24 protein-coding genes are annotated in these 22317 nt (G+C 60.4%); 7 read left to right on the top strand and 17 right to left on the bottom strand.

Features of this window, described 5'->3' with window-relative positions; translation table 11 throughout:
• Positions 1–24: 24 nt before the first annotated feature.
• The 4 genes from CLV85_RS08295 to CLV85_RS08280 all read right to left on the bottom strand — a co-directional run bounded on the left by CLV85_RS08295 (position 25) and on the right by CLV85_RS08280 (position 4509).
• Positions 25–657 (bottom strand): DUF305 domain-containing protein, encoded by a 633-nt coding sequence (locus tag CLV85_RS08295; protein ID WP_100389058.1) that lies wholly within the window; start codon positions 655–657, stop codon positions 25–27.
• A 2-nt stretch (positions 658–659) separates the two neighbouring features.
• Complete coding sequence (locus tag CLV85_RS08290; RefSeq protein ID WP_100389057.1) at positions 660–1607, bottom strand: YHYH protein; 948 nt, start codon at positions 1605–1607, stop codon at positions 660–662.
• A gap of 53 nt (positions 1608–1660) precedes the next feature.
• A complete protein-coding gene (locus CLV85_RS08285; protein ID WP_100389056.1) occupies positions 1661–2041 on the bottom strand; it encodes a DUF805 domain-containing protein in 381 nt (126 codons plus the stop codon).
• A 77-nt stretch (positions 2042–2118) separates the two neighbouring features.
• Entirely contained in the window at positions 2119–4509 is a 2391-nt protein-coding gene (locus CLV85_RS08280) for an ATP-binding cassette domain-containing protein (protein WP_100389055.1), read from the bottom strand.
• Positions 4510–4668: 159 nt separating this feature from the next.
• On the opposite strand from CLV85_RS08280, the gene CLV85_RS08275 reads away from it, so the two are divergent.
• A complete protein-coding gene (locus tag CLV85_RS08275; protein WP_169925796.1) occupies positions 4669–5577 on the top strand; it encodes an ATP-binding cassette domain-containing protein in 909 nt (302 codons plus the stop codon).
• Positions 5574–7325, top strand: a complete 1752-nt coding sequence (locus CLV85_RS08270) for a hypothetical protein (protein ID WP_100389054.1) — start codon at positions 5574–5576, stop codon at positions 7323–7325. The genes CLV85_RS08275 and CLV85_RS08270 overlap by 4 nt, the downstream gene beginning before the upstream one ends.
• Positions 7326–7328: 3 nt before the next feature.
• Here the strand turns inward: CLV85_RS08270 and CLV85_RS08265 are convergent, their stop codons facing one another.
• The 3 genes from CLV85_RS08265 to CLV85_RS08250 all read right to left on the bottom strand — a co-directional run bounded on the left by CLV85_RS08265 (position 7329) and on the right by CLV85_RS08250 (position 9916).
• Positions 7329–7988 carry a DUF305 domain-containing protein gene (locus CLV85_RS08265; protein ID WP_205030343.1) on the bottom strand — a complete coding sequence of 220 codons (660 nt, stop codon included), beginning with the start codon at positions 7986–7988 and terminating at the stop codon, positions 7329–7331.
• Positions 7985–8617, bottom strand: coding sequence for a DUF3105 domain-containing protein (locus CLV85_RS08260; RefSeq protein ID WP_229820218.1), 633 nt, complete (start codon positions 8615–8617; stop codon positions 7985–7987). Before CLV85_RS08260 ends, CLV85_RS08265 begins: the two co-directional genes overlap by 4 nt.
• A gap of 309 nt (positions 8618–8926) precedes the next feature.
• Positions 8927–9916: a YHYH protein gene (locus CLV85_RS08250; RefSeq protein ID WP_100389051.1), complete on the bottom strand. Its 990-nt coding sequence runs from the start codon at positions 9914–9916 to the stop codon at positions 8927–8929.
• 279 nt (positions 9917–10195) lie between these two features.
• Here CLV85_RS08250 and CLV85_RS08245 point away from each other — a divergent pair, with 279 nt between their 5' ends.
• Complete coding sequence (locus tag CLV85_RS08245; protein WP_100389050.1) at positions 10196–10978, top strand: SDR family oxidoreductase; 783 nt, start codon at positions 10196–10198, stop codon at positions 10976–10978.
• An 87-nt stretch (positions 10979–11065) separates the two neighbouring features.
• Here CLV85_RS08245 and CLV85_RS13425 read toward each other — a convergent pair whose 3' ends face one another.
• The 5 genes from CLV85_RS13425 to CLV85_RS08225 all read right to left on the bottom strand — a co-directional run bounded on the left by CLV85_RS13425 (position 11066) and on the right by CLV85_RS08225 (position 13680).
• The gene (locus tag CLV85_RS13425) at positions 11066–11203 is read right to left on the bottom strand and encodes a hypothetical protein (RefSeq protein ID WP_169925795.1); all 138 of its coding nucleotides are present in this window, start codon (positions 11201–11203) and stop codon (positions 11066–11068) included.
• A 145-nt stretch (positions 11204–11348) separates the two neighbouring features.
• Positions 11349–11843, bottom strand: coding sequence for a hypothetical protein (locus tag CLV85_RS08240; protein ID WP_100389049.1), 495 nt, complete (start codon positions 11841–11843; stop codon positions 11349–11351).
• 112 nt (positions 11844–11955) lie between these two features.
• Complete coding sequence (locus CLV85_RS08235; protein WP_100389048.1) at positions 11956–12441, bottom strand: heme-binding protein; 486 nt, start codon at positions 12439–12441, stop codon at positions 11956–11958.
• Positions 12438–12893: an NUDIX hydrolase gene (locus CLV85_RS08230; protein WP_100389047.1), complete on the bottom strand. Its 456-nt coding sequence runs from the start codon at positions 12891–12893 to the stop codon at positions 12438–12440. The genes CLV85_RS08235 and CLV85_RS08230 overlap by 4 nt, the downstream gene beginning before the upstream one ends.
• Before the next feature lie 10 nt (positions 12894–12903).
• Positions 12904–13680 (bottom strand): SDR family oxidoreductase, encoded by a 777-nt coding sequence (locus CLV85_RS08225; protein ID WP_100389046.1) that lies wholly within the window; start codon positions 13678–13680, stop codon positions 12904–12906.
• Positions 13681–13781: 101 nt separating this feature from the next.
• Here CLV85_RS08225 and CLV85_RS08220 point away from each other — a divergent pair, with 101 nt between their 5' ends.
• From CLV85_RS08220 to CLV85_RS08205, 4 genes are all read left to right on the top strand, one after another.
• Positions 13782–14282 carry an NfeD family protein gene (locus CLV85_RS08220; protein WP_100389045.1) on the top strand — a complete coding sequence of 167 codons (501 nt, stop codon included), beginning with the start codon at positions 13782–13784 and terminating at the stop codon, positions 14280–14282.
• Between the two features lie 20 nt (positions 14283–14302).
• The gene (locus tag CLV85_RS08215; RefSeq protein ID WP_100389044.1) at positions 14303–15217 is read left to right on the top strand and encodes an SPFH domain-containing protein; all 915 of its coding nucleotides are present in this window, start codon (positions 14303–14305) and stop codon (positions 15215–15217) included.
• A complete protein-coding gene (locus CLV85_RS08210) occupies positions 15192–15974 on the top strand; it encodes a glycerophosphodiester phosphodiesterase family protein (RefSeq protein WP_100389043.1) in 783 nt (260 codons plus the stop codon). The genes CLV85_RS08215 and CLV85_RS08210 overlap by 26 nt, the downstream gene beginning before the upstream one ends.
• Before the next feature lie 144 nt (positions 15975–16118).
• The gene (locus CLV85_RS08205) at positions 16119–16484 is read left to right on the top strand and encodes an RNA polymerase-binding protein RbpA (protein ID WP_100389042.1); all 366 of its coding nucleotides are present in this window, start codon (positions 16119–16121) and stop codon (positions 16482–16484) included.
• On the opposite strand, the gene CLV85_RS08200 is transcribed toward CLV85_RS08205, so the two are convergent.
• The 5 genes from CLV85_RS08200 to tatA are packed head-to-tail and all read right to left on the bottom strand — an operon-like array spanning position 16481 to position 22259.
• Entirely contained in the window at positions 16481–17206 is a 726-nt protein-coding gene (locus CLV85_RS08200) for a polyprenol monophosphomannose synthase (protein ID WP_100389041.1), read from the bottom strand. The genes CLV85_RS08205 and CLV85_RS08200 overlap by 4 nt on opposite strands.
• Positions 17199–18764 (bottom strand): apolipoprotein N-acyltransferase, encoded by a 1566-nt coding sequence (gene lnt / locus CLV85_RS08195; protein ID WP_100389040.1) that lies wholly within the window; start codon positions 18762–18764, stop codon positions 17199–17201. Before lnt ends, CLV85_RS08200 begins: the two co-directional genes overlap by 8 nt.
• A 12-nt stretch (positions 18765–18776) precedes the next feature.
• Positions 18777–21209: a DEAD/DEAH box helicase gene (locus CLV85_RS08190; RefSeq protein ID WP_100389039.1), complete on the bottom strand. Its 2433-nt coding sequence runs from the start codon at positions 21207–21209 to the stop codon at positions 18777–18779.
• 25 nt (positions 21210–21234) lie between these two features.
• On the bottom strand, positions 21235–21993 hold the full coding sequence (tatC, locus tag CLV85_RS08185) for a twin-arginine translocase subunit TatC (protein ID WP_100389038.1): 759 nt from the start codon (positions 21991–21993) through the stop codon (positions 21235–21237).
• 50 nt (positions 21994–22043) lie between these two features.
• On the bottom strand, positions 22044–22259 hold the full coding sequence (tatA, locus tag CLV85_RS08180; RefSeq protein WP_100389037.1) for a Sec-independent protein translocase subunit TatA: 216 nt from the start codon (positions 22257–22259) through the stop codon (positions 22044–22046).
• Positions 22260–22317: the final 58 nt, after the last annotated feature.

Genomic DNA, 22317 nt, shown 5'->3' with positions numbered 1-22317 from the left:
GATTAGCTACTCGCGGCCACTTCGCTACGCATAGGTGGTCGCCACAAGCTGGTCGATGATCCCTATTTCATAGTTCTGGATCGTGGCCATCCGTTCTGCCGTGGTGCGCACGTTTGCGATTGCCGCATTCTCAGTCGCCATCTCGGCCATGTGGACGCCGCCCACGTGGTGAGCGCGCATGAGGGTGAGAAATAGCCGTCCCTGGGCGATACCCGTGGCCGTGGCGAGAGAACTCATCTGTTCGTCAGTGGCGAGGCCCATCATTTCGGCTGCGGGCATTTCCATGCCCATCCACCCCATGACGGTTTCGGGCGGGGCGGTACTTTCGCCCCAGACCGTGAGCCACGTGTGCATGACCCCGCGTTCGAACGACTGGTTCTGCAGGATGTCAGCGGCCAGCGACTGCACGGAATCTCCGTTGTCTCGTCCGATTACTCGCTGGCACATGGCGAGAGCCTGCTCGTGGTGCAGGGCCATGTCAGTGAAGAAACCGATGTCGGTGTCGTTGGGAGTTTCTGCGCTCTCGCCCGCGGCATCCGAGTCTGTGGCGGTGCATGCCGCGAGCGCCGTGCCTGCAACCGCGAGCGCCCCGAAAGCGAGGAAGCTGCGGCGAGCGGTGTTGGGGGCACCGTCATCGGTGCGTGTTGTGCGGCGCATCGTTAGCCCCCTGCTCCGGGCATGCCGCCAGCGCCGCCGCCGGGATTGGCAGCATTGTTGCCGCCGAGGGCGTCGTCTGCGACATCGCCGTAGTAGCAACCGACGAAGTAGGGGAATGTGGTGGTGGAGTAGTAACGGTATTGGCCGTCGCTATCGACGCGGCCGTTGCATTCGTCGAGGTCTCCCGAGCCTTCGACGTAGCTGTGGGCAGCCCAGGTGTCCGTGGCAAAGAGCGATTCGTCGGTGAGCTGCCAGCTACTCGTGAGCTGGACTGTTTCGCTGCATTCGTCGTCGGAGCACACGACTCCGGACATGATCGGGTAGCCATCAGCGGCCCAGCCGATCACGAGCGACTCACCGGTTTCGACCTCATCCGCGTCATAGAGGCAGTCGACGCCGTCGGCGTAACCGAACCAGTGCAGGTGGAAGTCGGCGGGGCCGCTGTGGCTGCCGCACTCCGAGAGCGCACCCGCGAGCGACTTCACGTCACCGCCCGTGCCTTCCGTGGGGCCATAGATGGGGACGCCGTTCACGGCGACGCCGAGAGCGCCGAGGAGAGGAACGTCGGTGGGTTCATCCGCCACCGTGGGGTTTACGGGGATAGTCATCGTGACCTCAGAAACCTTGGGCGAACCAGGCGTCGTGGCGATGTAGAGGTAGTCAGGGATGCTGTTGCTGGTGATCGTCAGGGTGTCGCCATCGCACACTGCTGATAACTCGGGGTCGACAAGATCGGGGTTCGCGCTTTCAACCTCACGCAGCGTTGCGGCCATAGCGTCGCAGTCTCCGTTGGACGCGGCGAACGATGCCGTGGTCGCGGTCGTAGCGCTTTCTGTCGCCTCGACCGTGGGGGTGCTTGTTTCAGCATCCGTGCTCTCTGCTGCGGTACAGCCTGCAAGGGCAAGAAGCAGCACGCTTGTCGCGGCCACCGTGGAAAATCGTCGTTTCATGGTCTCTCCTGATCGTGATGAGAGCCATGGTGGCGGTGGTTCCTATGAAACCCTTATGGAGCCGCTGTGGGCTGAGGGGGAGTGGTCGGCTGCTGGTTGATGCTCGGCTGGGTCAGGAACACGATGAGAACGATGACACCGGCGATCGGAACGAGGATCCAGAAGAGGTTGGTCCAATGGCGGCCGGTATCGCGCAACCTACGCACTGCGACGGCAAGCTGCGGAACAAGCAGGGCGAGCGACCACGCACTACTCAGACCGACAGAGAATCCAAAGTTGCCCATTTCGCTGCTCGCCGAGGGGTCAAGCGAGGCAGCAATCGACGTCGTGATGAACGAGAACAGCGCGAACCACCAGTACTCGGGGCGGCTTGCGACACCGGTGAAATCCGCGTACTTGCGAAAAACTGTGGTGATTGATTCGAAGAAAGTCATGAGTGCTCCAGCGCGCTAGTGGTTGGTGCAACCCTACGGGGTGGTTGTGCGGGGCGCTCGAACAGGGTTGTGGTGGTCTAGCGCGCCGACGCAACGTACTGCGCAAGATGCTCCCCCGTGAGCGTTGACTTAGCCGCGACGAGATCTGCCGGAGTGCCTTCGAAGACGATCGAGCCGCCGTCGTTTCCAGCGCCGGGACCGAGATCGATGATCCAGTCTGCATGGGCCATGACTGCCTGATGGTGCTCGACGACAATGACGGATTTTCCCGAATCGACGAGCCGATCGAGAAGGCCGAGGAGCCGCTCAACATCGGCCAAGTGCAGACCCGTGGTTGGTTCATCCAACACATAGACGTCGCCTTTGTCGGCCATCTGGGTGGCGAGCTTGAGGCGTTGCCGTTCTCCACCCGAGAGCGTGGGGAGCGGTTGGCCGAGACGCAGGTAGCCCAGCCCGACATCAACGAGCCGGTCGAGGATGGCGTGGGCCGCGGGAGTGCGTGCCTCGCCTTCGCCGAAGAACGCTTCGGCCTCGGCAACGGACATCCCGAGAACCTCGCTGATGTCCTTTCCTCCAAGCTTGTACTCCAAGACCGAGGCCATGAAACGTTTCCCCTCGCAGACCTCGCAGGGCGTTGAGACGGTCGCCATGACACCGAGGTCGGTATAAGTCACACCGGCGCCGTTGCAATTGGGGCAGGCGCCTTCGGAGTTCGCGCTGAACAGAGCGGGCTTGACACCGTTGGCTTTGGCGAACGCCTTGCGAATGGGCTCGAGCAATCCGGTGTAGGTGGCGGGATTGCTGCGGCGTGAGCCTTTGATAGCGGCTTGATCCACCGACACGACGCCCTCACGCGGGACGACCGAGCCGTGAATGAGGGAGCTCTTGCCGGAACCAGCGACCCCCGTCACCACCACGAGAGTGCCCAGCGGGATATCAACGTCGACGTTCTTGAGGTTGTGGGTAGCGGCGCCGCGAATTTCCATGACACCACTGGGGGAGCGCACGGTGTCTTTGACCGAGACGCGGTCGTCAATGTGGTGGCCGGTGACCGTGTCGCTCTGGCGCAGCTCGTCGAAACTGCCCTCGAAGCAAATCTGGCCGCCCTCAGTTCCGGCGCCTGGCCCGAGGTCGACAATATGGTCGGCAATCGAGATTGTTTCCGGCTTGTGCTCAACCACGAGAACGGTGTTTCCCTTGTCGCGCAGCCGGAACAGCAGCTCGTTCATTCGCTGAATATCGTGCGGGTGGAGGCCGATGGTTGGCTCATCGAAGACGTACGTGATGTCGGTGAGAGACGAACTCAGGTGACGGATCATCTTGGTGCGCTGCGCTTCACCGCCGGAGAGCGTGCCGGCCGGGCGATCGAGCGAGAGGTAGCCGAGCCCGATCTCCACGAAGGAGTCGAGGGTCTGCTGCAGGGCTTCGAGCAGCGGGGCGACCGACGGTTCTTTCAGCCCGCGCACCCACGCGGCGAGGTCACTGATCTGCATGGCGCAGGCATCCGCAATATTGATTCCCGCGACTTTGGATGCTCGGGCACCCTCATTGAGTCGAGTGCCTCCGCAATCGGCGCAGGCCGTGAACGTGACGGCCCGATCGACAAACGCGCGGATATGGGGCTGCATCGCCTCGCGGTCTTTCGACAGCATCGACTTCTGAATTTTCGGGATCAATCCTTCGTAGGTCATGTTGATCGACTGCATCTTGACCTTGACTGGCTCTTTGTAGAGAAAGTCATGCAGCTCAGTCTTGGTGTACTTCTTGATGGGCTTATTGGGGTCGAGGAAGCCTGACTCGGTGAAAATGCGCACCATCCAGCCATCGGCGGTGTAGTTGGGGATGGTCAGCGCGCCCTCGGCGAGCGACTTGCTGTCGTCGTAGAGCTGCGTGAGATCGATGTCGTTGACGGTGCCACGACCTTCGCACGTGGGACACATGCCGCCGGTGATGCTGAACTCGCGACGCTCCTTGGTCGTGACGCCGGCCTTTTCAAAGGTGACCGCACCGGCGCCGGAGATGGAGGCCACGTTGAAGGAGAAGGCTTGCGGTGATCCCACATGCGGGTCACCGAGGCGGCTAAACACGATACGCAGCATGGCGTTGGCATCGGTGGCGGTGCCGACTGTCGAGCGGGCATTGGAACCCATGCGTTCTTGGTCGACGATGATCGCAGTCGTGAGACCCTCGAGCACGTCGACGTCGGGGCGTGCGAGCGAAGGCATGAAGCCCTGAAGGAACGCACTGTAGGTCTCGTTGATCATCCGCTGCGACTCGGCGGCGATGGTGCCAAAGACCAGGGAACTTTTGCCCGAGCCGGAGACACCTGTGAAGACCGTGAGCCGGCGCTTCGGAATGTCGACGCTCACGTCGGTGAGATTGTTCTCGCGAGCGCCGCGTACCCGTATGAGGTCGTGGCTATCCGCCATGTGGGCGCTGGGGGAGTCGGGGTTGCTCGTGCTGGCCATGGTGGGTGCCTCCCTGGTGGTGCGGATGTCGCGGCACTGCGAAATCGCGGACGCTAGTGACCATTATTGCGATAACGCAGCTAATTGGCAGCGAAATCTGGTGCTCAGCGGAAGCGCGTGGCAACCTAACATGATGATCCATCAATATGTGGAGTTGACTTGATTGAGTTTCGCAACCTCTCGAAGCGGTTTGGCGACAAGCGTGCGCTCGACGACCTGAGCTTCACTGCTGAGCCCGGGCGCGTCACCGGGTTCCTCGGGCCGAACGGGTCAGGAAAAACCACGACGATGCGCATCTTGCTTGGCCTCGAAACGGCGAGTTCGGGGGAGGCTCTCGTCGGGGGCCGGACCTATCGGAAGATAAAAAATCCGCTGTTTCAGGTGGGCGCACTGTTGGATGCTCGCAACGCGCATCCGGGGCGCTCCGGCTTCGATCACCTGCGGGCGCTTGCCCTCACTCATGGGATATCTAACGAGCGAGTCGAATTCGTGCTCGAAGAGGTGGGGCTCAGCGTTGTGGCCTCTCGTCGAGTGGGAGACTATTCGTTGGGGATGCGGCAACGCCTCGGAATCGCAGCCTCCATGCTGGGCGATCCCGACGTATTTGTGTTTGATGAGCCCGTCAACGGTCTAGATCCTGATGGTGTGATGTGGTTTCGGGAGCTGGTGCGCGACTTTGCGGCGGAGGGACGCACAGTGCTGCTTTCATCCCATCTGATTAGCGAGGTTGCACTCACCACTGACCACGTCGTCATTGTCGGGCGCGGGAAGGTGCTCGCGGATTCTCCGCTGTCGGACCTCGCGCGATTACAAGGCGCAGAACGCGTCGTCGTGCGTGGCCGTAACGTGCGCGAGTTGATCGAGCCGCTCGTTGTATCTGGCGCAAGCGTTGCCGAGGAGCACGACACGTTGGTCATCGTGGGTTCGACTGCCGAAGACGTCGGAGTACTGGCGGCTCGGCTGAACATCCCGCTTATTGAGCTTCGCACTCAGGTGGAATCCCTCGAAGAAACGTATCGTCAGCTCACCGATTCGAGTGTCGAATACCGGCAGGGATCGGAGAAGTGAGTTCCGCGGTTGCACGCGGAGTCGAGACTAAGAGGCTCACTCAGGCTTGGGGTGTTGTTCGTTCGGAGTCAGTCAAGCTCTGGTCTCTTCGCGCGCCGCGTCTCATCGTGGTGCTGATGTTTCTCCTGCCGGTTGTGCTGGCGACAGTGCGCGTGCTGTTCGTGCCACTGGTTGTGGGCACCGATCTGGACGCCGATGGCACCTCAGCGCTCTTCGAATCGATATCGGTGAGTGCGTTACCGCTGGCGGTGTTATCCGCGACTCTGGGTCTCATCGCCATAACGTCGGAGTACACAGATGATTCTTTGGCGGCGTCGTTGGCTGCCGTGCCCTCGCGCGTATCGCTCCTCTTGGCGAAGACGTTGCCGGCCATGGGTCTCTCCGCGCTTACCGTGGCGGCGGGGACGGCTGTCGCTGGCTGGATGTCGTCCATCACGTTGACGTCGCGCGGTTACACCCTGGCCAGCCTCGATCGTTCGGCTGAGTTGTTGCTCAGCGTCGTCGCGGGCGCTGCATGCTTCGCGGTGCTGGGCCTTGCGTTTGGCGCGCTCGCTCGATCAGCGGTTTCTGCCTCAATCGTCTTTGTCGGGATTATCTTGTTGATGCCGAGCACACTCTTCTATCTCGGGGGGAATTGGGTGCCGCGGTTCGTCGAGTTGCTCCCCGCCAGCGCGCTCCAAGCGCTCACTACGCGATCACCGGCAGAGCCATTCGTATTGGAAGGGACGTCCGCGTCGGAGCTGGAGCCGTTGACGGGATTCGCGGTGCTCGCCTCCGGATCAGTGCTCCTCCTAGCAGCCGCAGTTGCAATCTTCGTGCGACGGTCAGTGCATCTGGAAGTCTCGCGCATTGGCCGTCAGTCGCGAGTCTCGCGGCGGGCGATGGGCGTAGAGAGCTCCGCCCGTGGATTGAATTTCATGGGAGTAGTTCGATCCGAAGGTCTGAAGGCGTTTAGCCTGCCGTCATCGCGGTGGCTGCTGGCATTGAGTGCGGGTTCAATGGTTTTCATGGCGTGGCGCTGGGCTGGCACCAGAAATGCTGCCGACATTCTGGTGGCGCCAATTACTGCGTGGGATTTGGCTGCGCAAACCTTTTACGAGCAAATGACCGCGATAACTGGTGGGTTAGCTCTGAGCCAGTTCTTGATCGCAGCTCTGGGGGCCGCGATCGCCACCTCAGATTTTGCTACGGGCAACATCCGCCCCGCTCTATCAGCAATACCGTTGCGCGGATGGGTGCTCGCGGCGAAAACAGGGGTTGCCGTCACCTCGGCGATGACAGCGGGGGCAATCGGGTTACTGCTGGCCGCGATAGTGGCGACACCGATTCAGCAGGATCAAGGTTTTCCCGCCACGTTGTCAGCGAGCATCGTGTGGATCTCTATCGGAAAAGGAACGATCGCGCTCGGGTTAGTCGCGGCACTCGGGTGCGGCGTCGGCATGATCGCTCGGTCGCCCTCCGGCGCACTTTTCGCTCTGGCGACGATATTCGTCGTCGTGTCGACGCTGACGAGCCAAATGGAGCGCGTCACCGTCGACACCCCGCTTGTGTGGCTCACCAACATTGGCCGAATATTTCCGTCGGGGCGCGAAGCCGCTGAAACCCTCGATCCAAATATAGATTGGCCGTGGTTTCAGTTTGGCAACATTTTGCAGCCTCCACCCGGCGCGCAGATGGCAGTGCTGTTTCTGTGGGCGGCCGGCAGCCTAGCGAGCGCGTGGGTGCTGTTTCGTCGCCGTGGAGTCTGAGCTCTATTCCTCTAGACCTTCGAGCAACTCATTCATGTAGGTAATCTCACTCATTTGCACGGCAACCATTCCCTCGGCCAGCGACGTCACGACATTGTTCGTCGAGCGCTCGAGAAGGCCTTCGGCCATGTCAACACCGCCCGCATGGTGGGCAATCATGAGCTCAAGAAACATGGCGTCAGCATCGGTGGTGCTCGCTCTGAGCGCTTCCATCTGATCGTAGGTAGCCAGCCCAGGCATCGTCATCGCGGTCGAGGAGTCGGAATCCGAAGTGCCGTGCGAGTCGTGCTCGCCGTCATCCATCATCCAGGTCATTGGGGGTTCGCTGGACGCTTGCGGCAAATTCCACATGATGAGCCACGCGAACATTTGACCCGCTTGCTGGCCCTGCGCCGTGGCAATGTCATAGGCCAAGGTTCGTATGGCTTGATTCTCACTCTTTTCCAGAATGATCATCGACATGTCGACAGCCTGCAGATGGTGCGTTTGCATATCGCGCGCGAAACCGGCTTCGGCACTCGTCGTCAAGGGATCTGAGGATTCAGCCGGCAGCAACTTCTGCCCGACGAGAACACCAACTCCAACCAGCAGAATCGCTGCGAGAGCCATGGCGCTTAAACGGAGCCAAGAGTGGCGTGGCGATCCGCTGTCGCCGTCGGTCATGCGATGCGTCCGCCGCCGTCGATACCTCCGGAGCACGAAGCGCCGATCTCTGGTGCATCGCCGCCCTGCCAGAACTTATCGACGAAGTCCTGCATCCGTGGATCGTCGACTCCATCAAGTTCAACCTGGTTGGCCCAGGCGGAGATGACGACGGGAGATTGAAGATCAACGACGGGCGACAGTACCGAATACGTCGACGGCACGGTGCCTTGCAACTCTTCGAGTTCGTCGCCGGACACTAGCTCCGGATTGTACGTAACCCAGACGGCTCCATGCTCAAGAGCGTGCACGGCATTTTCGTTGGGAACAGGCTCCGTGTAGACGCCGCAATTCAGCCAGACCGCGGCGTGCTCACCGCCGACAGGGGGACTCTGTTCGTATTCAACCGCCCCGGTGACATGGCCGGCGGTGATGTTCGGATAATTCTGAAGTCCCTCGATTTCAATTGCCTCGGGACTCGTGCGCGGGGTTCCGTTCGTCACGACCAACACGATGACGAGCGCCAGCGCCCCGACCGCGGCAACAATGCCAAGGACGATTCCGATCATCCGGTGGCGTTTCTCCGCAGCGTGTTTTTTCTTCATCGCGGCGACTTTTTCCGCCCGGCGCGCATCGCGCTGCTGTTTCACCGTGAGATCTTTGCCGGCGGATGAGTTGGCGGAGGATTGCGAGTCGCGGGGTGGCATTCAGGTGGTCCTGTCATCGGGTGCTTGGGCAGGGAACAGATGTGCTCACTAAAACTATTAGACAAAGATTGTGAAAGCCCTCCGAGCCGCGGGCGCGCGGGGCCGAGTAGTGAGGTCGCCGGCCCTCGGAGGCTAACTGGGCGCATTTCAGTTGTTCATCCCTGATCGATGATTGCCTGAAGCGCCAGCAGATGCTCCTGATACGCGCGATACCCGGATGCCGTCGATGTCACCCACGTGCGCGGCCGCTGCTCAGTGCTCGTGCGACGGCACGGGCGCAGGGTCCCCGGCGTAGCATCCGACGGTAAAGGGGAACTCGAGCGTGGCGCTGTAATGGTACATCTCCTGCTCGACACCGTCGAAGAGCACGGTACTGGTGCGGCCGTGGCATTCGTCGAGGTCAGCGTTGGTGGGCAGGTTTCCCGCGGAGTCGCGCTCGACGTAGATTCCGAAACCGTCGAGGGCGTAGCCGACGAGGGTTGATCCGGTCTCAGGGGCGGCATCCAAGAGGCACGACGGCACGCCGTGGTAGTGGTAATAATCTCCGCCATCCGGATGCCCGTCGCAGAGGTCTTGCGTCTCGTGCGCCACCGCGTCCCCGCCCGAAGCATCCACCGCGTTATAGAGGTACACGCCATTCTTGAGCACTCCAACCGCACCCATGTCTACGCAGCTTGGCTCAGTAGCCACCTTGGGATCAACGTTCAAGGTGAGCTCGACAACCTTCTCGTCAATCTCGTTGGGGTTGCGGTCGAACTCTTTCGCCGGATCAGTGTCCGCGATAGGGAAGGTGCCGGTCATCTGCTCGGTGGGCAGATTGGCCGTCACAATGGTGCGAATGTCGTGACTGACTTCTTCGCTATAGAAGGCTTGAGGCCACGACACTTCGCCCTCGACGATCGCCTTGGTCGTCGAATCCCACGTGCCGTTGTCGTAATCGATCCAGGGCCCGCCGTTTACCGGCCCGCGCCCGCTGAAATCTGTCTTGCACGAATACAGGTAATCGACGGCGGGGGAGGTGGAGGTTTTGTCGTCGCCGAGAGGAATTGCGGTGACATCGATGATTCCCGGCCACTCATCGGGGATGTCGATGGCGGAGGCTGCGGTGGTCGGCTCAGAGCCGGGCGTTGCGACCGCGGGGGCCTCGGAGTCGGTGGTGCCAGACGCACAGGCGCTGAGGATAAGAACACCGCTCAGCGCAAGAGCGAGTGTCGTGCGTGACGTTGTCGAACGAGTGATCATGGCAAGAGCCCCCTAGAAGATCCAGGCTGCGCGGCTGCTGAACGCGAGCGCCGCTGATACTAGCGGATGGTTCTATGACTGGTTCCGGGGGAGAGGGTGCGAGTCGGCCAGCGAACACTGAGGCGACATCCAGAATCGAAATGTATAGTCAAACTTGTATAAAGCTCGATTTGCCGCGACTGACTTTTCGAGGCCTATCGGTAAGTCGGGCACAAAAGTTCGATGAACCATCGTCGCTCAATTCAACCGCGAGCGACGCAACCACTCGAAAGGTTACTCATGAATCGCTTCTCAGACCGCGTAGTTCTCATCACTGGTGGGGGATCCGGCCTCGGCCGCGCCGCTGCCGTTCGTCTCGCTTCGGAGGGCGCGAAACTGTCGCTCGTCGACGTCTCCGAGGCTGGCTTGGCTGACTCAGTGAAGGCCGTCGCTGAGGCTGCACCCGGCGCCGAGGTATTGACGGTCGTCGCCGACGTTTCCAAGGAAGAGGATGTCGACCGTTACGTAGCGGAGACAATCGCTCGCTTTGAGCGCATCGATGGCTTCTTCAACAACGCCGGCATCGAAGGCAAGCAGAACCTCACCGAGAACTTCTCCGCAGACGAATTCGACAAGGTCGTCGCCATCAACCTCCGCGGTGTTTTCTTGGGTCTCGAAAAGGTTCTCAAGATCATGCGCGAGCAAGGATCCGGCATGGTCGTGAACACGGCCAGTGTTGGCGGCATCCGCGGAATCGGAAACCAGTCCGGCTACGCAGCGGCCAAGCACGGCGTTGTGGGCCTCACTCGCAACTCAGGCATTGAATACGCGGAGCACGGCATCCGCATCAACGCCATCGCACCTGGCGCCATTTGGACGCCCATGGTCGAAAACTCCATGAAGCAGTTGGATGCTGAGAACCCTCGTGGCGCCGCTGATCAGTTCATTCAGGGCAACCCCACGAAGCGTTTCGGCGAAGCGCCCGAGATTGCTGCAGTCGTCGCGTTCCTGCTGAGCGATGACGCAAGCTATGTCAACGCAACCGTCCTACCCATCGACGGCGGACAGTCATACAAGTACTAAGTCGTTGAGCCTCGAGCTCTCATAACGATGCAGGGGAGTGGGCGGTCGAATCGGCCGCCTGCTCCTTTTGTGTAACAGCTCTGAGAACTATTCAGAGTGGAGTGTGTTGGTGGATGCGCGTTCCTCGTCAGCCATCAGGATGCCATCACGAACGGCACTGCGGATGACGCCGTGGAGTATGTAGAGAAAAACGCCGACAAGAACGACGGCGATAACGAAGTCCATAGTTTGTAGCCTCCAGTGCTTACTGTGGGATGAGCTGTAGTGAGGGGCCGTTTCATTTACAAGCTGACATAATGTGCATTATCGGATACCAACCGTGGCGACGAGAGGGGCTGAGGGTAGCTGGTGACCTCGAGGGCTCCGCTGGCTAGTCTGGCGGCAACTCGGTCACTGTCACAGCCCACGGCTGCTCGTTGGTTGTGGAAATGGAAACTGAATAGCGTCCCGACGCATCGATCACCAGGTCGTCTCTGTGAACAGCATCTTCAGCGCTCGTGCGGCACTCACGCGACGTTTCAGTGCCGTCGCCGAGTGCAATCGTGAGTCGTCCCGGACCGATGCAGTCTGAATAAATGGCGACTCGGCCAGTTTTCGGCGTGAATGCAGTCATGTCGATTGATTCGCTCAGGTGTGAGTTCTGAGCCAGTACTTTCTCATCCTGAATGTCAAATTCGACCAGAATCTGGCTTTCTGACATAACGTGAGCCTCGCTGCGGCTATCGCTGCCGCCGGTGCTGTCCTCGACTTCCAACTCTCGCGAGTCACTTCCGACGATGTTGAGGTCGGCCGAAGTGCACCCCGCGAGAGCGCCAAGGCTGATCATGGCCGCGGCGATGCCAAGGCGAATCAGTGGTGAACTCATGCCACTCCCCTGTCTCGGTGTAGCGCTCGCTCACGTTGGCAGTGAAACAGTGTGCGGTGGCTGCTATCTCGAGAATACACCCATTACTAGAGGATATGTCAACTTCTGTCGCCTAGAAAAGATGTCGCCGACTATCGAGAAACCGAGCGAGCGCTTCCGCTGCTGCCTCATGATCAAGGGCATCCGGCTCCCCCGACATTGTGAGCGTGCCGACGACCTTGCCGCCCACTCGCAAAGGTATGGACCCACCGTGAGCTTTCACGCGGTCGTGATCCACGTCGGTGCGATCCTCAAATGGCGCGCCAGCCGCAAGGTGGCGGAGTTTGATCAGCAGCGACGGCTCTTCGAACCGCACGGCAGCAGCAGCCTTACCCGCAAGCCAGGAATCGTTCTCGGCGTTTGTGTCCTTGAGCTTTGCCTTGAACACCACGTCTGAACCGAGTGCGATCTCGACTGCAAGATTAAGATCCCACTCCTTGATGACCTGAATGGCGAATAGACCTAACGCCACCGCGTCGTCGTTGGTCAGTCGAACGCAATCGAGCACGTTCAAGTACTCGAGGTCGGCGACAGCGTATTCCGGCAAGGGGCGAGTCATTGGCTTCTCTTCTCTATGCGGGACCGAACGAGATCAACGAGCTCGGCCGGTTCGAAACGATCGGATGTCGCGGCCAGCTCGTCGAGTGTCCACCAGCGGTGTTCGAGCACGTCGATGCGCTCGTCGTCGGTCCAGAACTCCTGCGACGGCTCGAAGGCGTCCACGCTGGTCTCGTAGAACACGGCATGACCGGTGTCGTGGTCAGCCTGATTCCACTCGGCGACAAAATCGTGAGTCCACACGGGCTCACCCAGTGCGGAAAGCTCGAGCCCAGTCTCCTCGTGAAGCTCGCGTACGGCAGCCTCGTGATGAGACTCCCCCGCATCCACACCGCCTCCGGGCGTCAGCCAGCGTGAGATGCCGCTCGTGTCAGGCGCCTTCGTGAGGAAGAGCAAGAAGCGGTTATCGCGGTCGAAAAGCAGTACCCGGCTGGTGGCCCGGTTCACCGGCATCCGGAGACCGTTACTTGTTGAGAAAGTCTGAAACGTCGCCGACGTAGCGGGTGTTGTTTTCCGGCACGGGCTCGACCGCGGCAGAGGCAACCTCGGCGGCGAATTCGCTCACGTTGTACAGGCGGCCGGCGGCCTCCTTGCGGGCCTCAATCGCACCGGGGTTGGCGCGCTGCAACAGCGTTGCTGTGATGGTGCCCTCGATCATGTCGCCTGAGACGACAACAAAGCTGATGCCCTTGGCTTCGAGCTCGGGAATCAGTTCGCGCAGTGCATCCTCGCCAGCACGCTTGCTGAGCGCGACAGGAACATACTCGGGCATGGTTTCAACCGTGCGAATGAAGTGTGCCTGGTGGCTTGTCACGAATACGACGCGCGAACCTTGGTGCAGCAGAGGCATCATGGTCTTCAAGAAGTTGACCTGCGCGTCGCGGTTCAGTTGCATGGCGTAGTCCTCCGCCATGCCGCCTTCCATGCCGCCGGATGCGTTGAGCACCAGAATCTCGAGGCCACCGAACTCTTCCTTGACGGTCTCGAAGAGCGCAGAGACAGTTTCGGGGTCGGTGAGGTCGGCACCGATAGCGATAGCGGAACCATCGGTCTCGTTGAGCTGCGCCACCAACTTGAGGGCGCGAGCCTCTTTGTTGCGGTAGTTCACGGCAACGCGAGCACCCGCCTGCGCGAAGTAGGCGGCGGTGTCCGCGCCAATCCCCCGCGAAGATCCGGTGATGAGCGCGCGAGCGCCATCGAGCGAGTGAGCGGCCAGAGGATTCGAATTATCGCTATTCACGCTACGACTTTAGCGGTCGAAGCGGCGCTCTGCAGTGATCTAAGTGCTAGCGTCGTGATTGAAGATTTGTCGAACAGCGCAACGATGAAGGGCGCCAGCTAATGCTCGTAGACCTCACCCAATACTTGTGGATTCTGTGGCTGGCCCTCGTCGTGCTCTTCATCGTTGTTGAAGTGCTCACTCTTGAGTTCACTTTCCTCATGATTGCGGCCGGCTCGCTCATTGGTGGCCTCGGCTCCAACCTCTTGGGGTGGCCTTGGTACGTGCAGATCGCTCTGGCGGCGGCCATCGCCGGCCTTCTCATTTTCACGATCCGCCCCGTGTTGCTGATGAACCTCGAAAAAGGTGCCGATCCCGCTAAAAGCAACGTCGAGGCGCTCTACGAACTCGGCGGCCACGTCACCGGCTCGTTCACCAAGGGCATCGGTGAGGTCAAGCTCGACAACGGGGAAACCTGGACCGCACGCATCGGTGACGGTTCAGCCCCCTCCACGATCCCAGTGGGCAAAAGAATTTCCGTGATGGCTATCGAAGGCGCCATTGCGGTCGTTGTTCTTGAGAAACGAACCCCCGGCACCACCAAGCCTCGAGCGACTTCGTAGTCGCCGAGAAAGGAAGAAAAGTGACTGATCCCGCTGGCTTTGTAGGCCAGGTATTCGTGGTGATTCTGCTCGTCATCCTCGCCATTTTCGTGCTCGTGACGCTGTTCCGTGCGATTCGCATTGTTCCGCAAGCACGCGCCGGCGTAGTTGAACGCCTCGGAAAGTACCGCAAAACCCTGCTCCCGGGCCTCAACATCCTCGTACCCTTCATCGATCGGATGCTGCCCCTCATCGACCTGCGCGAACAGGTCGTCTCGTTCCCACCGCAGCCGGTCATCACCGAGGACAACCTCGTGGTCTCCATCGACACCGTGGTGTTCTTTCAAGTAACGGATGCGCGTGCCGCGACTTATGAGATCGGCAACTATCTCGGAGCCGTTGAGCAGCTCACGACCACCACGCTGCGCAACGTCGTGGGTGGACTCAACCTTGAGGAAGCGCTCACGAGTCGCGACAACATCAACTCCCAACTGCGGGTAGTTCTTGACGAAGCGACCGGCAAGTGGGGCATCCGTGTTGGACGCGTCGAGCTCAAGGCCATCGACCCGCCCCTCTCCATTCAAGACTCGATGGAAAAGCAGATGCGTGCCGAGCGTGACCGCCGTGCGCAGATTCTGACCGCCGAGGGAACCAAGCAAGCTGCCATTCTCGAGGCAGAAGGCTCGCGCCAGGCTGCCATTCTCGAAGCTGAGGGTGAAGCGAAGGCAGCAGTTCTTCGCGCCGACGGTGAAGCCGCCGCAATCAAGACGGTTTTCGCGGCGATTCACGAGGGTGATCCCGACCCGAAGCTCTTGGCGTACGAATACCTCCAGACGCTGCCTAAGATTGCAGAAGGTGACTCCAACAAGATGTGGATCATCCCGTCAGAACTGACGGAGGCGCTCAAGGGCATTGGTGAAGGATTCTTTAGTGGCAAGGGACCAGTCGCGCGCTAGCGCCAACTCGTCATTTCTCTCCCCCGCAGGCCCCCGCGTGTTCGCGCATCGGGGGCTTGCGCTTGACGCACCCGAAAACACGATGCTTGCTTTCGCGAAGGCTGTCGCCGAGGGGGCTCAGTTCATCGAGACGGATGTACATGTCAGCTTCGACGGAGTAGCCGTCGTTGCGCACGACCCCAGCCTCACTCGCGTTGCCGGTCGGGCTATCAAGGTAGAGCAACTCACGATGGCAGAGCTGCGACGTATTGACCTGGGCGATGGTCAAGGTTTCTGCTCTCTCGCCGAAGCGCTCGACGCGTTCCCTGAAACCCGCTTCAACGTGGACGTAAAAATCAAGGGCGCTGTCCTTCCCAGTGCGCGTGCGATTCGCGAGATGAAAGCCGTCGATCGCGTTCTCGTGACGTCATTCGACGAAGCGCGTCGTGCCGCAATTGTCGAGCAGTTGCCCGGAATCGCGAGCTCAGCCTCCGCTCGCCGCTTCTTGATGGCTCTGATCAGCGCGAAAGCCGGCATCTCCCCCGCCATGCGCCGTGCCCTTTCTGGGCTAGTTGCCATCCAAGTGCCAGAGAAAGCGCTAGGGTTGCGGGTGACCACTCAGCGGATGATTTCCCGCGTGCACGATCTCGGACTAGAGATGCATGTCTGGACAATCAATGAACCGCAGCGAATGCGTCACCTGCTCGACCTCGGCGTCGATGGAATCGTCACCGACCGAGCAGACCTCGCCCTCGAAGTTGTGAAATCGCGCGCCTAACGAAGTCGCGCACACTCCACTTCACGGCAGCGAGAAATGTTGGCAAATGCTGACAACTCGCTGTGAAGACTGCGCGCTTGGAAGCATACGTTCAGCAAGAGGGTTTATTACTTGTAGAAACCGCGAATTGAAGGAGGCCACACGATGGCAGATCGCAGCTTGCGCGGCATGAGACTTGGTACCCAGAGCCTACAGAGCGAAGAGGGTGTCGAGTTTTCCCCGCGGAAAAAGAGCGTATACAAGGCGACCGACGGAAACACTTTTGAAGTGATGTTCTCGTCTGACGCCGAAGTTCCCCAGCAGTGGCTTGACGCCAAGACGGGTCAAGAAGGAACACTCCTCGATGACAACGGCGAGCTGGTAGAACTCGATGAGGTCGACGTGAAGGTTCCCCGTAGCCACTGGGACATGCTTCTCGAACGTCGCACTCGCCCCGAACTAGAAGAGCTCCTTCAAGAGCGTCTCGACTTCCTGCGCGCCCGTCGCGGTCAGCAGAAGATCGGCGCCTAACGACGTACTGAACTCAGGGTCGCCGATATTCCCCATCCGGTGACCCTGAGCAGTGCCTCTGCAACAATTCCTGCATGCATTTTTGACCGGCCCGTTGAGCGCTCAACGAAGGTGATCGGATGCTCCGTCACTCGGTAGCCCGCACGTTCTAAGTTCCAGGCCAGCTCTACTTGAAAGCAGTACCCCTGCGACGATACGCCTTCGAGGCCGAGCTCGCGCAGAGCACTCGCGCGGAACACCCGAAAGCCCGCGGTGAGATCGCGAATGTCGGAGTGCAACACTCGTCGGGCATAGGTGTTTCCGGCCTGCGAGACGCTGTGGCGGTACCACGGCCAGTTCTTTACTGATCCACCCGGCACCCAGCGTGATCCGATGACGAGATCGTTGCCAGCCTTAGCGAGGGCGATCATCGCGGGTAATTCGGCGGGGTCGTGCGATCCGTCCGCGTCGATTTCGACAATGTAGGTGTAGCCGCGTTCCAGTGCGAGCGCGAAGCCCGCGAGGTACGCCTTTCCCAGCCCTTCCTTCGCGGGCCGGTGAAGCACCGATACTCCGGGATCAGCAGCGGCAAGTTCTTCAGCGCGCTCCCCCGTGCCGTCGGGGCTCGAGTCATCCACTACAAGCACATGGGCACGCGGCACCGCTTGGCGCAGACGACCGACGATCGAGGCGATGTTCTCGATCTCGTTGTAGGTGGGAACCACCACGACGACGTTAGGCATTCTTTCTCCGACCGGCCAATCCTGCAACGATGAGGGCACCGAGTCCGAGTCCAGACACGAGCCATTCAATCTCTCGACCCCACACGACAGCCGGAGTGATGCTCGTCGATAGCGGCACATCCTCCACCATCGTGGCGGCCGTGTACCACGGAACCTCGGCGATCGTGGTTCCATCAGGAGCGATGATCGCGCTGAGCCCCACGGTTGAAATATTGACGACACTGCGGCCGAGCTCGAGCGCGCGGATACGAGCCATAGCCAGCTGCTGAGCGCTCTCGTCGGTCATACCAAAGTCGGCGTTATTCGACGACGCGATGATCACTTGCGCGCCCTGCTCGACCGACTCAGTCAAGATTTGATCGTCGACAATGTCAAAGCAAATGTTCACCCCGACCGTGACGCCATTGACGTCAAAAACCATGTCCGTCGTACCGATGGAGTAATCCCGCGCGATCAGTCCGATGAGATCGGGGGCGAACTGCGCCCAGAACTCGCGATTCGGCACGTATTCGCCAAACGGGATGGGGTGACGTTTGTCGTAAATGTCTACGACGCCCTCCCCCGGCATCCACAACAGTTGGCTATTGAAAATCTTGCCGTCACGCTCGGTGATGTCACCGGAGATCAGGGGCGCGCCAGCCTGCTCGACCACGTAGTCGAACGCGGATGCCGCATAACTATTGCTCAGCGGTGATACGTCAGTGCCACCCTCGGGCCACACGACGAGGTCGAGGTCTTGGCCATAGAGAGGCTCAGTCGCGGTGAGCTGGGCGGTTAGGAGATCGCCACGCTCGCGCTCGTCGAAGTAGGCAGCCTTGCCATTGCCCTGAACGGCACCGACGCGCAGGGTGCCTTCGAGCGTTGCTTGCCACGTCGGCACGTTGAGCATGAGCGCGAAGACAGCGACCGGCACGAATGCTGTGCGTAGCGCCCGCGACACGTGTTGAGCGCGGGCATCCAGAGGTAGCTCGCTGTAGTGGCGCCACGAGTATTCGGCGGCGGCGAGAGCTAGCGCAACGACGAGAACGATCGTGAAGCTCACGCCGGAGACGCCGATCCACGGAAAAAGTGGTGCGAGGGGGCTCTCTGCTTGCGAGAGAGCGACGCGTCCCCAAGAGAAGCCGCCGTAAGGCCACACGCTCATCCAGGCTTCGCGGGCTGTCCAGAGGCCCGCTACGACGATGGCTAGCCCTAGCGTCGCGCCCCAGCCCGCCCCGAAGGCCCGAGGCAGCCAGCGATACGCCAAGGTGATCGCCAGCGCTCCGAGGGCTACGAAGAGTGACTCTAGGAACGACAGCGCGAGCATGGGCACGGGCCCTAAGAAGAGCGAGGCCCACGAGATGTGCGTGAGGTAGAACGCAAAGCCGCCGAGAAAGCCGACGAGAAATGCCGACCATGAGCGTCGACCACGAAGAGCCAGCAGCATGAGGGCGATGCCCACAAACGTCATCGGCCAGACGCTGATGTCGGGGAAGCCGGCATCCATAATCGGTCCAGAGGCCAGTGCTGTAACGATCGCAGCCCACAAGGGCAACACAGCAACAGGTTTATCGGGCATCACGAGTCGAGCCTAAGCGACAGAACTGTAGGCGACGATTCCACGGCGGATGCCATCGAGTGCCTTGCGTGCGGTACGACCGACATCGCCGTCAGCGACAACCGACAGCTGGTCGAGTAGATCGATTACCTGCTTGGTGACGCGCACGAAATCGCCCGCGGCCATGTCGGCAAGGTCCAGAACAGAATCGAGGCTCGCGCCGTTCGCCCAGCGATACATCGATAGAGCGAGGCCGGTGGCGAGCGGTTGGCTTCCGGGAAGGCGGTTGTCGCGCTCGAGATCATCGAGTTGAGCCCACAGCGTGGAGGTCTTGTCGAACGCCTCGCGGAATGCACCTCGCGGCAGGTAGCGGTCGCCGAGGTCGCCCTCATCGCGACGAGGCTCGTACACCAGGGTGGTCGCCATCGCCGCGAGCGAGGCAGCATCCAGTGACTTCCAGAAGCCCTGGCGCAGCGATTCAGCGACGAGAAGATCGCGTTCGCCGTAGATGCGGCGCAAGACGCGCCCGTGCTCGTTGAGGGTCATCTCGCCGTTCTTGCCCGGCTCGATGTATTCGAGCTGAGTGAGAACGTCGGTGACGCGGTCGAAAATCTTCGCGACAGCACCTGTACGGTTCTGAATCTGGCGGCTCAGCTGATCGGTTTCGCGCTTGAGGCGCCACCAGCGTTCGGCCCAACGAGCGTGGGATTCGCGTTCCGGACACGCGTGGCAATCATGCTTGCGCATTTGATTGCGCAGCTCGCCGAGCTTGCGCTGTCGACGTTCACGTTCGCCGCGGTGACCCGCATCACCACGGGGCTGAGCCTTCTTCTCAAGGTCGTTGAGTTCACGCCGGATGCGGGAGTACTCGGCGAAGTCGCCCAGGTGGCATTCCATCGACTTCGCATAGCCCTCGAGCGAGTTCTTCTGCGAACGAACTTTGCGCGCGAGGTCGACAACGGCGCGGTCGGCTTGGAATTGCGCGAAGCTCGATTCCAAAATTTCGCGAGTATGTTCGCGACCGAAGAGCTCGATGAGGTTGACCGCCATGTTGTAGGTCGGTTTGAAGCTCGAGTTGAGTGGGTAAGTGCGGCGCGAGGCGAGGGACGCGACTGCCTGCGGGTCGAGACCATCGACCCATTGGATGACCGAGTGGCCTTCGATGTCGATGCCCCGTCGACCGGCGCGCCCGGTGAGTTGGGTGTACTCCCCCGGAGTGATCGGCACTCGAGCTTCACCGTTGAACTTTTCGAGTTTTTCGAGCACCACGGTGCGGGCCGGCATATTGATGCCGAGCGCCAGCGTCTCCGTAGCAAAGACAGCCTTCACAAGCTTCTTCTGGAAAAGCTCCTCTACTACCTCTTTGAACGCGGGGAGCAAGCCGGCGTGGTGGGCGGCAACGCCACGTTCGAGACCGCTGAGCCAATCCCAATATCCGAGAACGGCGAGGTCTTCGTCGAGCAAGGTGCGACAACGGGCCTCCACAATTTCCCGGATCTCATCGCGTTCCTCGGAGGTCGTCAGGCGAACACCAGCCCGCAGGACCTGATTCACGGCCTGGTCGCAGCCCATGCGACTGAAGATGAAGAAGATGGCGGGAACAAGGTTCTTGGAAGAGAGCATCGCCACGACATCCGCGCGGTCCATGCGTGTGCGCTGAGGGCGACCACCATAGGAGTTCTGGCGGTTGCTCTTGCGGCGGTTGCCGACCGATTGGCTGCGGCCACCGAAGCGGGCCATTTGCGCGAGCTCGGGGTTCACGCGGTTGGTCGCGGCGAGCCCAGACGAGTCGAAGAGATCAATCAGTTTCGTGCCAACCAGCACGTGTTGTTCGAGAGGCACCGGGCGCTCTTCAGACACGATTACTTCCGTGTCGCCTCGCACCGCTTGGAGCCAGTCTCCGAACTCTTCGGCGTTCGATACCGTTGCGCTGAGCGAGACCATGCGCACATCTTCGGGAAGGTGGATGATCACTTCTTCCCAGACGGCACCACGGAAGCGGTCACCCAAAAAGTGGACCTCATCCATCACTACAGTGCTGAGGTTCGTCAATAGGTCCGACTTCGCATAGAGCATGTTGCGAAGAACCTCGGTGGTCATCACCACGATGCGGGCGCCCGCGTTCACATTGGTATCGCCCGTGAGCAAGCCGACAGCCTCGGGACCATATTCGCCGACGAGCTCTTGGAACTTCTGGTTGCTCAGTGCCTTCATCGGGGCGGTGTAGAAGACCTTGGGGCCATCCAGCTGCATCGCGCGGTAAATGGCGAACTCGGCAATGATCGTCTTTCCTGCACCGGTGGGTGCAGCTACGAGCACACTCTTGTCGGCTTCGACTACTTCGCAGGCCGAGATTTGAAAAGCATCGAGGTCAAAGCGCTGACTAGCGCGGAAGGCTTCGAGTACCGGGTACCCCCGACGCTTCTTCGCCGCGGCGTACCGTTCGGCGGGAGACAGTTCACTCATTGACTACAGCCTAAGCGCTCAGAGTCTAGAGTTCGCTGCTCACGTCAGGGTCAATCAGCGCGGCGCGCTTAGCTGCCCGGCGATCGTGGATCCACGCAATGAAGGCTGCAATGAAGTACAGCATGATCATGGGGATCGCGAGCAGGAACATCGAGATGACGTCAGCAGCGGGCGTAGCGATCGCAGTGAAGACGCAGATGGTCAGGATGGCGATGCGCCATCCCTTGAGAATCGCTGACGCAGAGAGCACGCCGACGAGGTTGAGCAGCACGACGAATACGGGCAAGACGAAAGCGATGCCCACTGACAGTAAGAGCTTGACGATGAAGTCGTAGTAGTACTTTGCGTTCAAATTGGACAGGTCTTGCTCACCAGCGAAGCCCAACATCAGCGTGATGATGTTCGGCATGACGTACCAACCGGCTGCGCAACCGGCAAGGAACAACGGAATGGCTGTAGCCAAAAATCCGATGGCGTACTGCTTTTCTTTGCGCACTAAGCCGGGAACGAGAAAAGCCCACACTTGATAGAGCCACACGGGGCTCGCCGCCACAATCGCGACGGTGAACGCGATCTGCATGCGGATATCGAAGGCCTGAGTCACGGCGTCGTAGTTCAACGCCGCCCCGCGGCCAGATGACTCCGCAATAGACGTGACCGGTGCACGAAGCGCATCGATAAAAAAGTCAGCAAAGATAAACCCGGCAATAGCGGTCACTAGAATGGCGATCGCTGAAATAAACAGCCGTTTTTTGAGCTCTACGAGATGCGCACCGAGTGACATCCGTTCTTCACTCTTGGAACGCCACCTCTCGGCGCGAACTGCCATAGGAATTAAGGCTTAGGAGGAGTGTCGCTGTTCGAGTCCGACGATGAGTCGGTCGGAGCGTCAGAACTGTTCTCGTCTTTCATCGTCTTGACCTCGCTGCGGAAGATACGCATCGACTGGCCGAGACTACGAGCAAGCCCGGGAAGCTTCGGTGCACCAAAAAGCAGAAGAATGACGACCAAGAGAATGACAAGGTGCCAACCGCTGAGATTGCCGAGCATGGAGAACTTCCTTAAGAATCGAAGGCTGCGTAGGCCAATCATACCTAGGTTGGTCGAG

Origin of the sequence: Salinibacterium amurskyense, from assembly GCF_002797685.1 — a bacterium.
Lineage (GTDB): Bacteria > Actinomycetota > Actinomycetes > Actinomycetales > Microbacteriaceae > Rhodoglobus > Rhodoglobus amurskyensis.
Note: the sequence above shows the minus strand (reverse complement) of the source record. Positions and strands in the feature narration are given on the sequence as shown.

Excerpts from the sequence above, each read along its gene's own strand:
- CLV85_RS08190 (WP_100389039.1), bottom strand. The coding sequence starts at position 21,209 with ATGAGTGAACTGTCTCCCGCCGAACGGTACGCCGCGGCGAAGAAGCGT.
- CLV85_RS08200 (WP_100389041.1), bottom strand. The coding sequence starts at position 17,206 with ATGCCTAACGTCGTCGTGGTGGTTCCCACCTACAACGAGATCGAGAAC.
- tatC (WP_100389038.1), bottom strand. The coding sequence starts at position 21,993 with ATGTCACTCGGTGCGCATCTCGTAGAGCTCAAAAAACGGCTGTTTATT.
- CLV85_RS08295 (WP_100389058.1), bottom strand. The coding sequence starts at position 657 with ATGCGCCGCACAACACGCACCGATGACGGTGCCCCCAACACCGCTCGC.
- CLV85_RS08245 (WP_100389050.1), top strand. The coding sequence starts at position 10,196 with ATGAATCGCTTCTCAGACCGCGTAGTTCTCATCACTGGTGGGGGATCC.
- CLV85_RS08280 (WP_100389055.1), bottom strand. The coding sequence starts at position 4,509 with ATGGCCAGCACGAGCAACCCCGACTCCCCCAGCGCCCACATGGCGGAT.
- CLV85_RS13425 (WP_169925795.1), bottom strand. The coding sequence starts at position 11,203 with ATGGACTTCGTTATCGCCGTCGTTCTTGTCGGCGTTTTTCTCTACATA.
- CLV85_RS08240 (WP_100389049.1), bottom strand. The coding sequence starts at position 11,843 with ATGAGTTCACCACTGATTCGCCTTGGCATCGCCGCGGCCATGATCAGC.
- tatA (WP_100389037.1), bottom strand. The coding sequence starts at position 22,259 with ATGCTCGGCAATCTCAGCGGTTGGCACCTTGTCATTCTCTTGGTCGTC.
- CLV85_RS08230 (WP_100389047.1), bottom strand. The coding sequence starts at position 12,893 with ATGCCGGTGAACCGGGCCACCAGCCGGGTACTGCTTTTCGACCGCGAT.
- CLV85_RS08250 (WP_100389051.1), bottom strand. The coding sequence starts at position 9,916 with ATGATCACTCGTTCGACAACGTCACGCACGACACTCGCTCTTGCGCTG.
- CLV85_RS08220 (WP_100389045.1), top strand. The coding sequence starts at position 13,782 with ATGCTCGTAGACCTCACCCAATACTTGTGGATTCTGTGGCTGGCCCTC.
- CLV85_RS08205 (WP_100389042.1), top strand. The coding sequence starts at position 16,119 with ATGGCAGATCGCAGCTTGCGCGGCATGAGACTTGGTACCCAGAGCCTA.
- CLV85_RS08285 (WP_100389056.1), bottom strand. The coding sequence starts at position 2,041 with ATGACTTTCTTCGAATCAATCACCACAGTTTTTCGCAAGTACGCGGAT.
- CLV85_RS08265 (WP_205030343.1), bottom strand. The coding sequence starts at position 7,988 with ATGACCGACGGCGACAGCGGATCGCCACGCCACTCTTGGCTCCGTTTA.
- lnt (WP_100389040.1), bottom strand. The coding sequence starts at position 18,764 with ATGCCCGATAAACCTGTTGCTGTGTTGCCCTTGTGGGCTGCGATCGTT.
- CLV85_RS08290 (WP_100389057.1), bottom strand. The coding sequence starts at position 1,607 with ATGAAACGACGATTTTCCACGGTGGCCGCGACAAGCGTGCTGCTTCTT.
- CLV85_RS08235 (WP_100389048.1), bottom strand. The coding sequence starts at position 12,441 with ATGACTCGCCCCTTGCCGGAATACGCTGTCGCCGACCTCGAGTACTTG.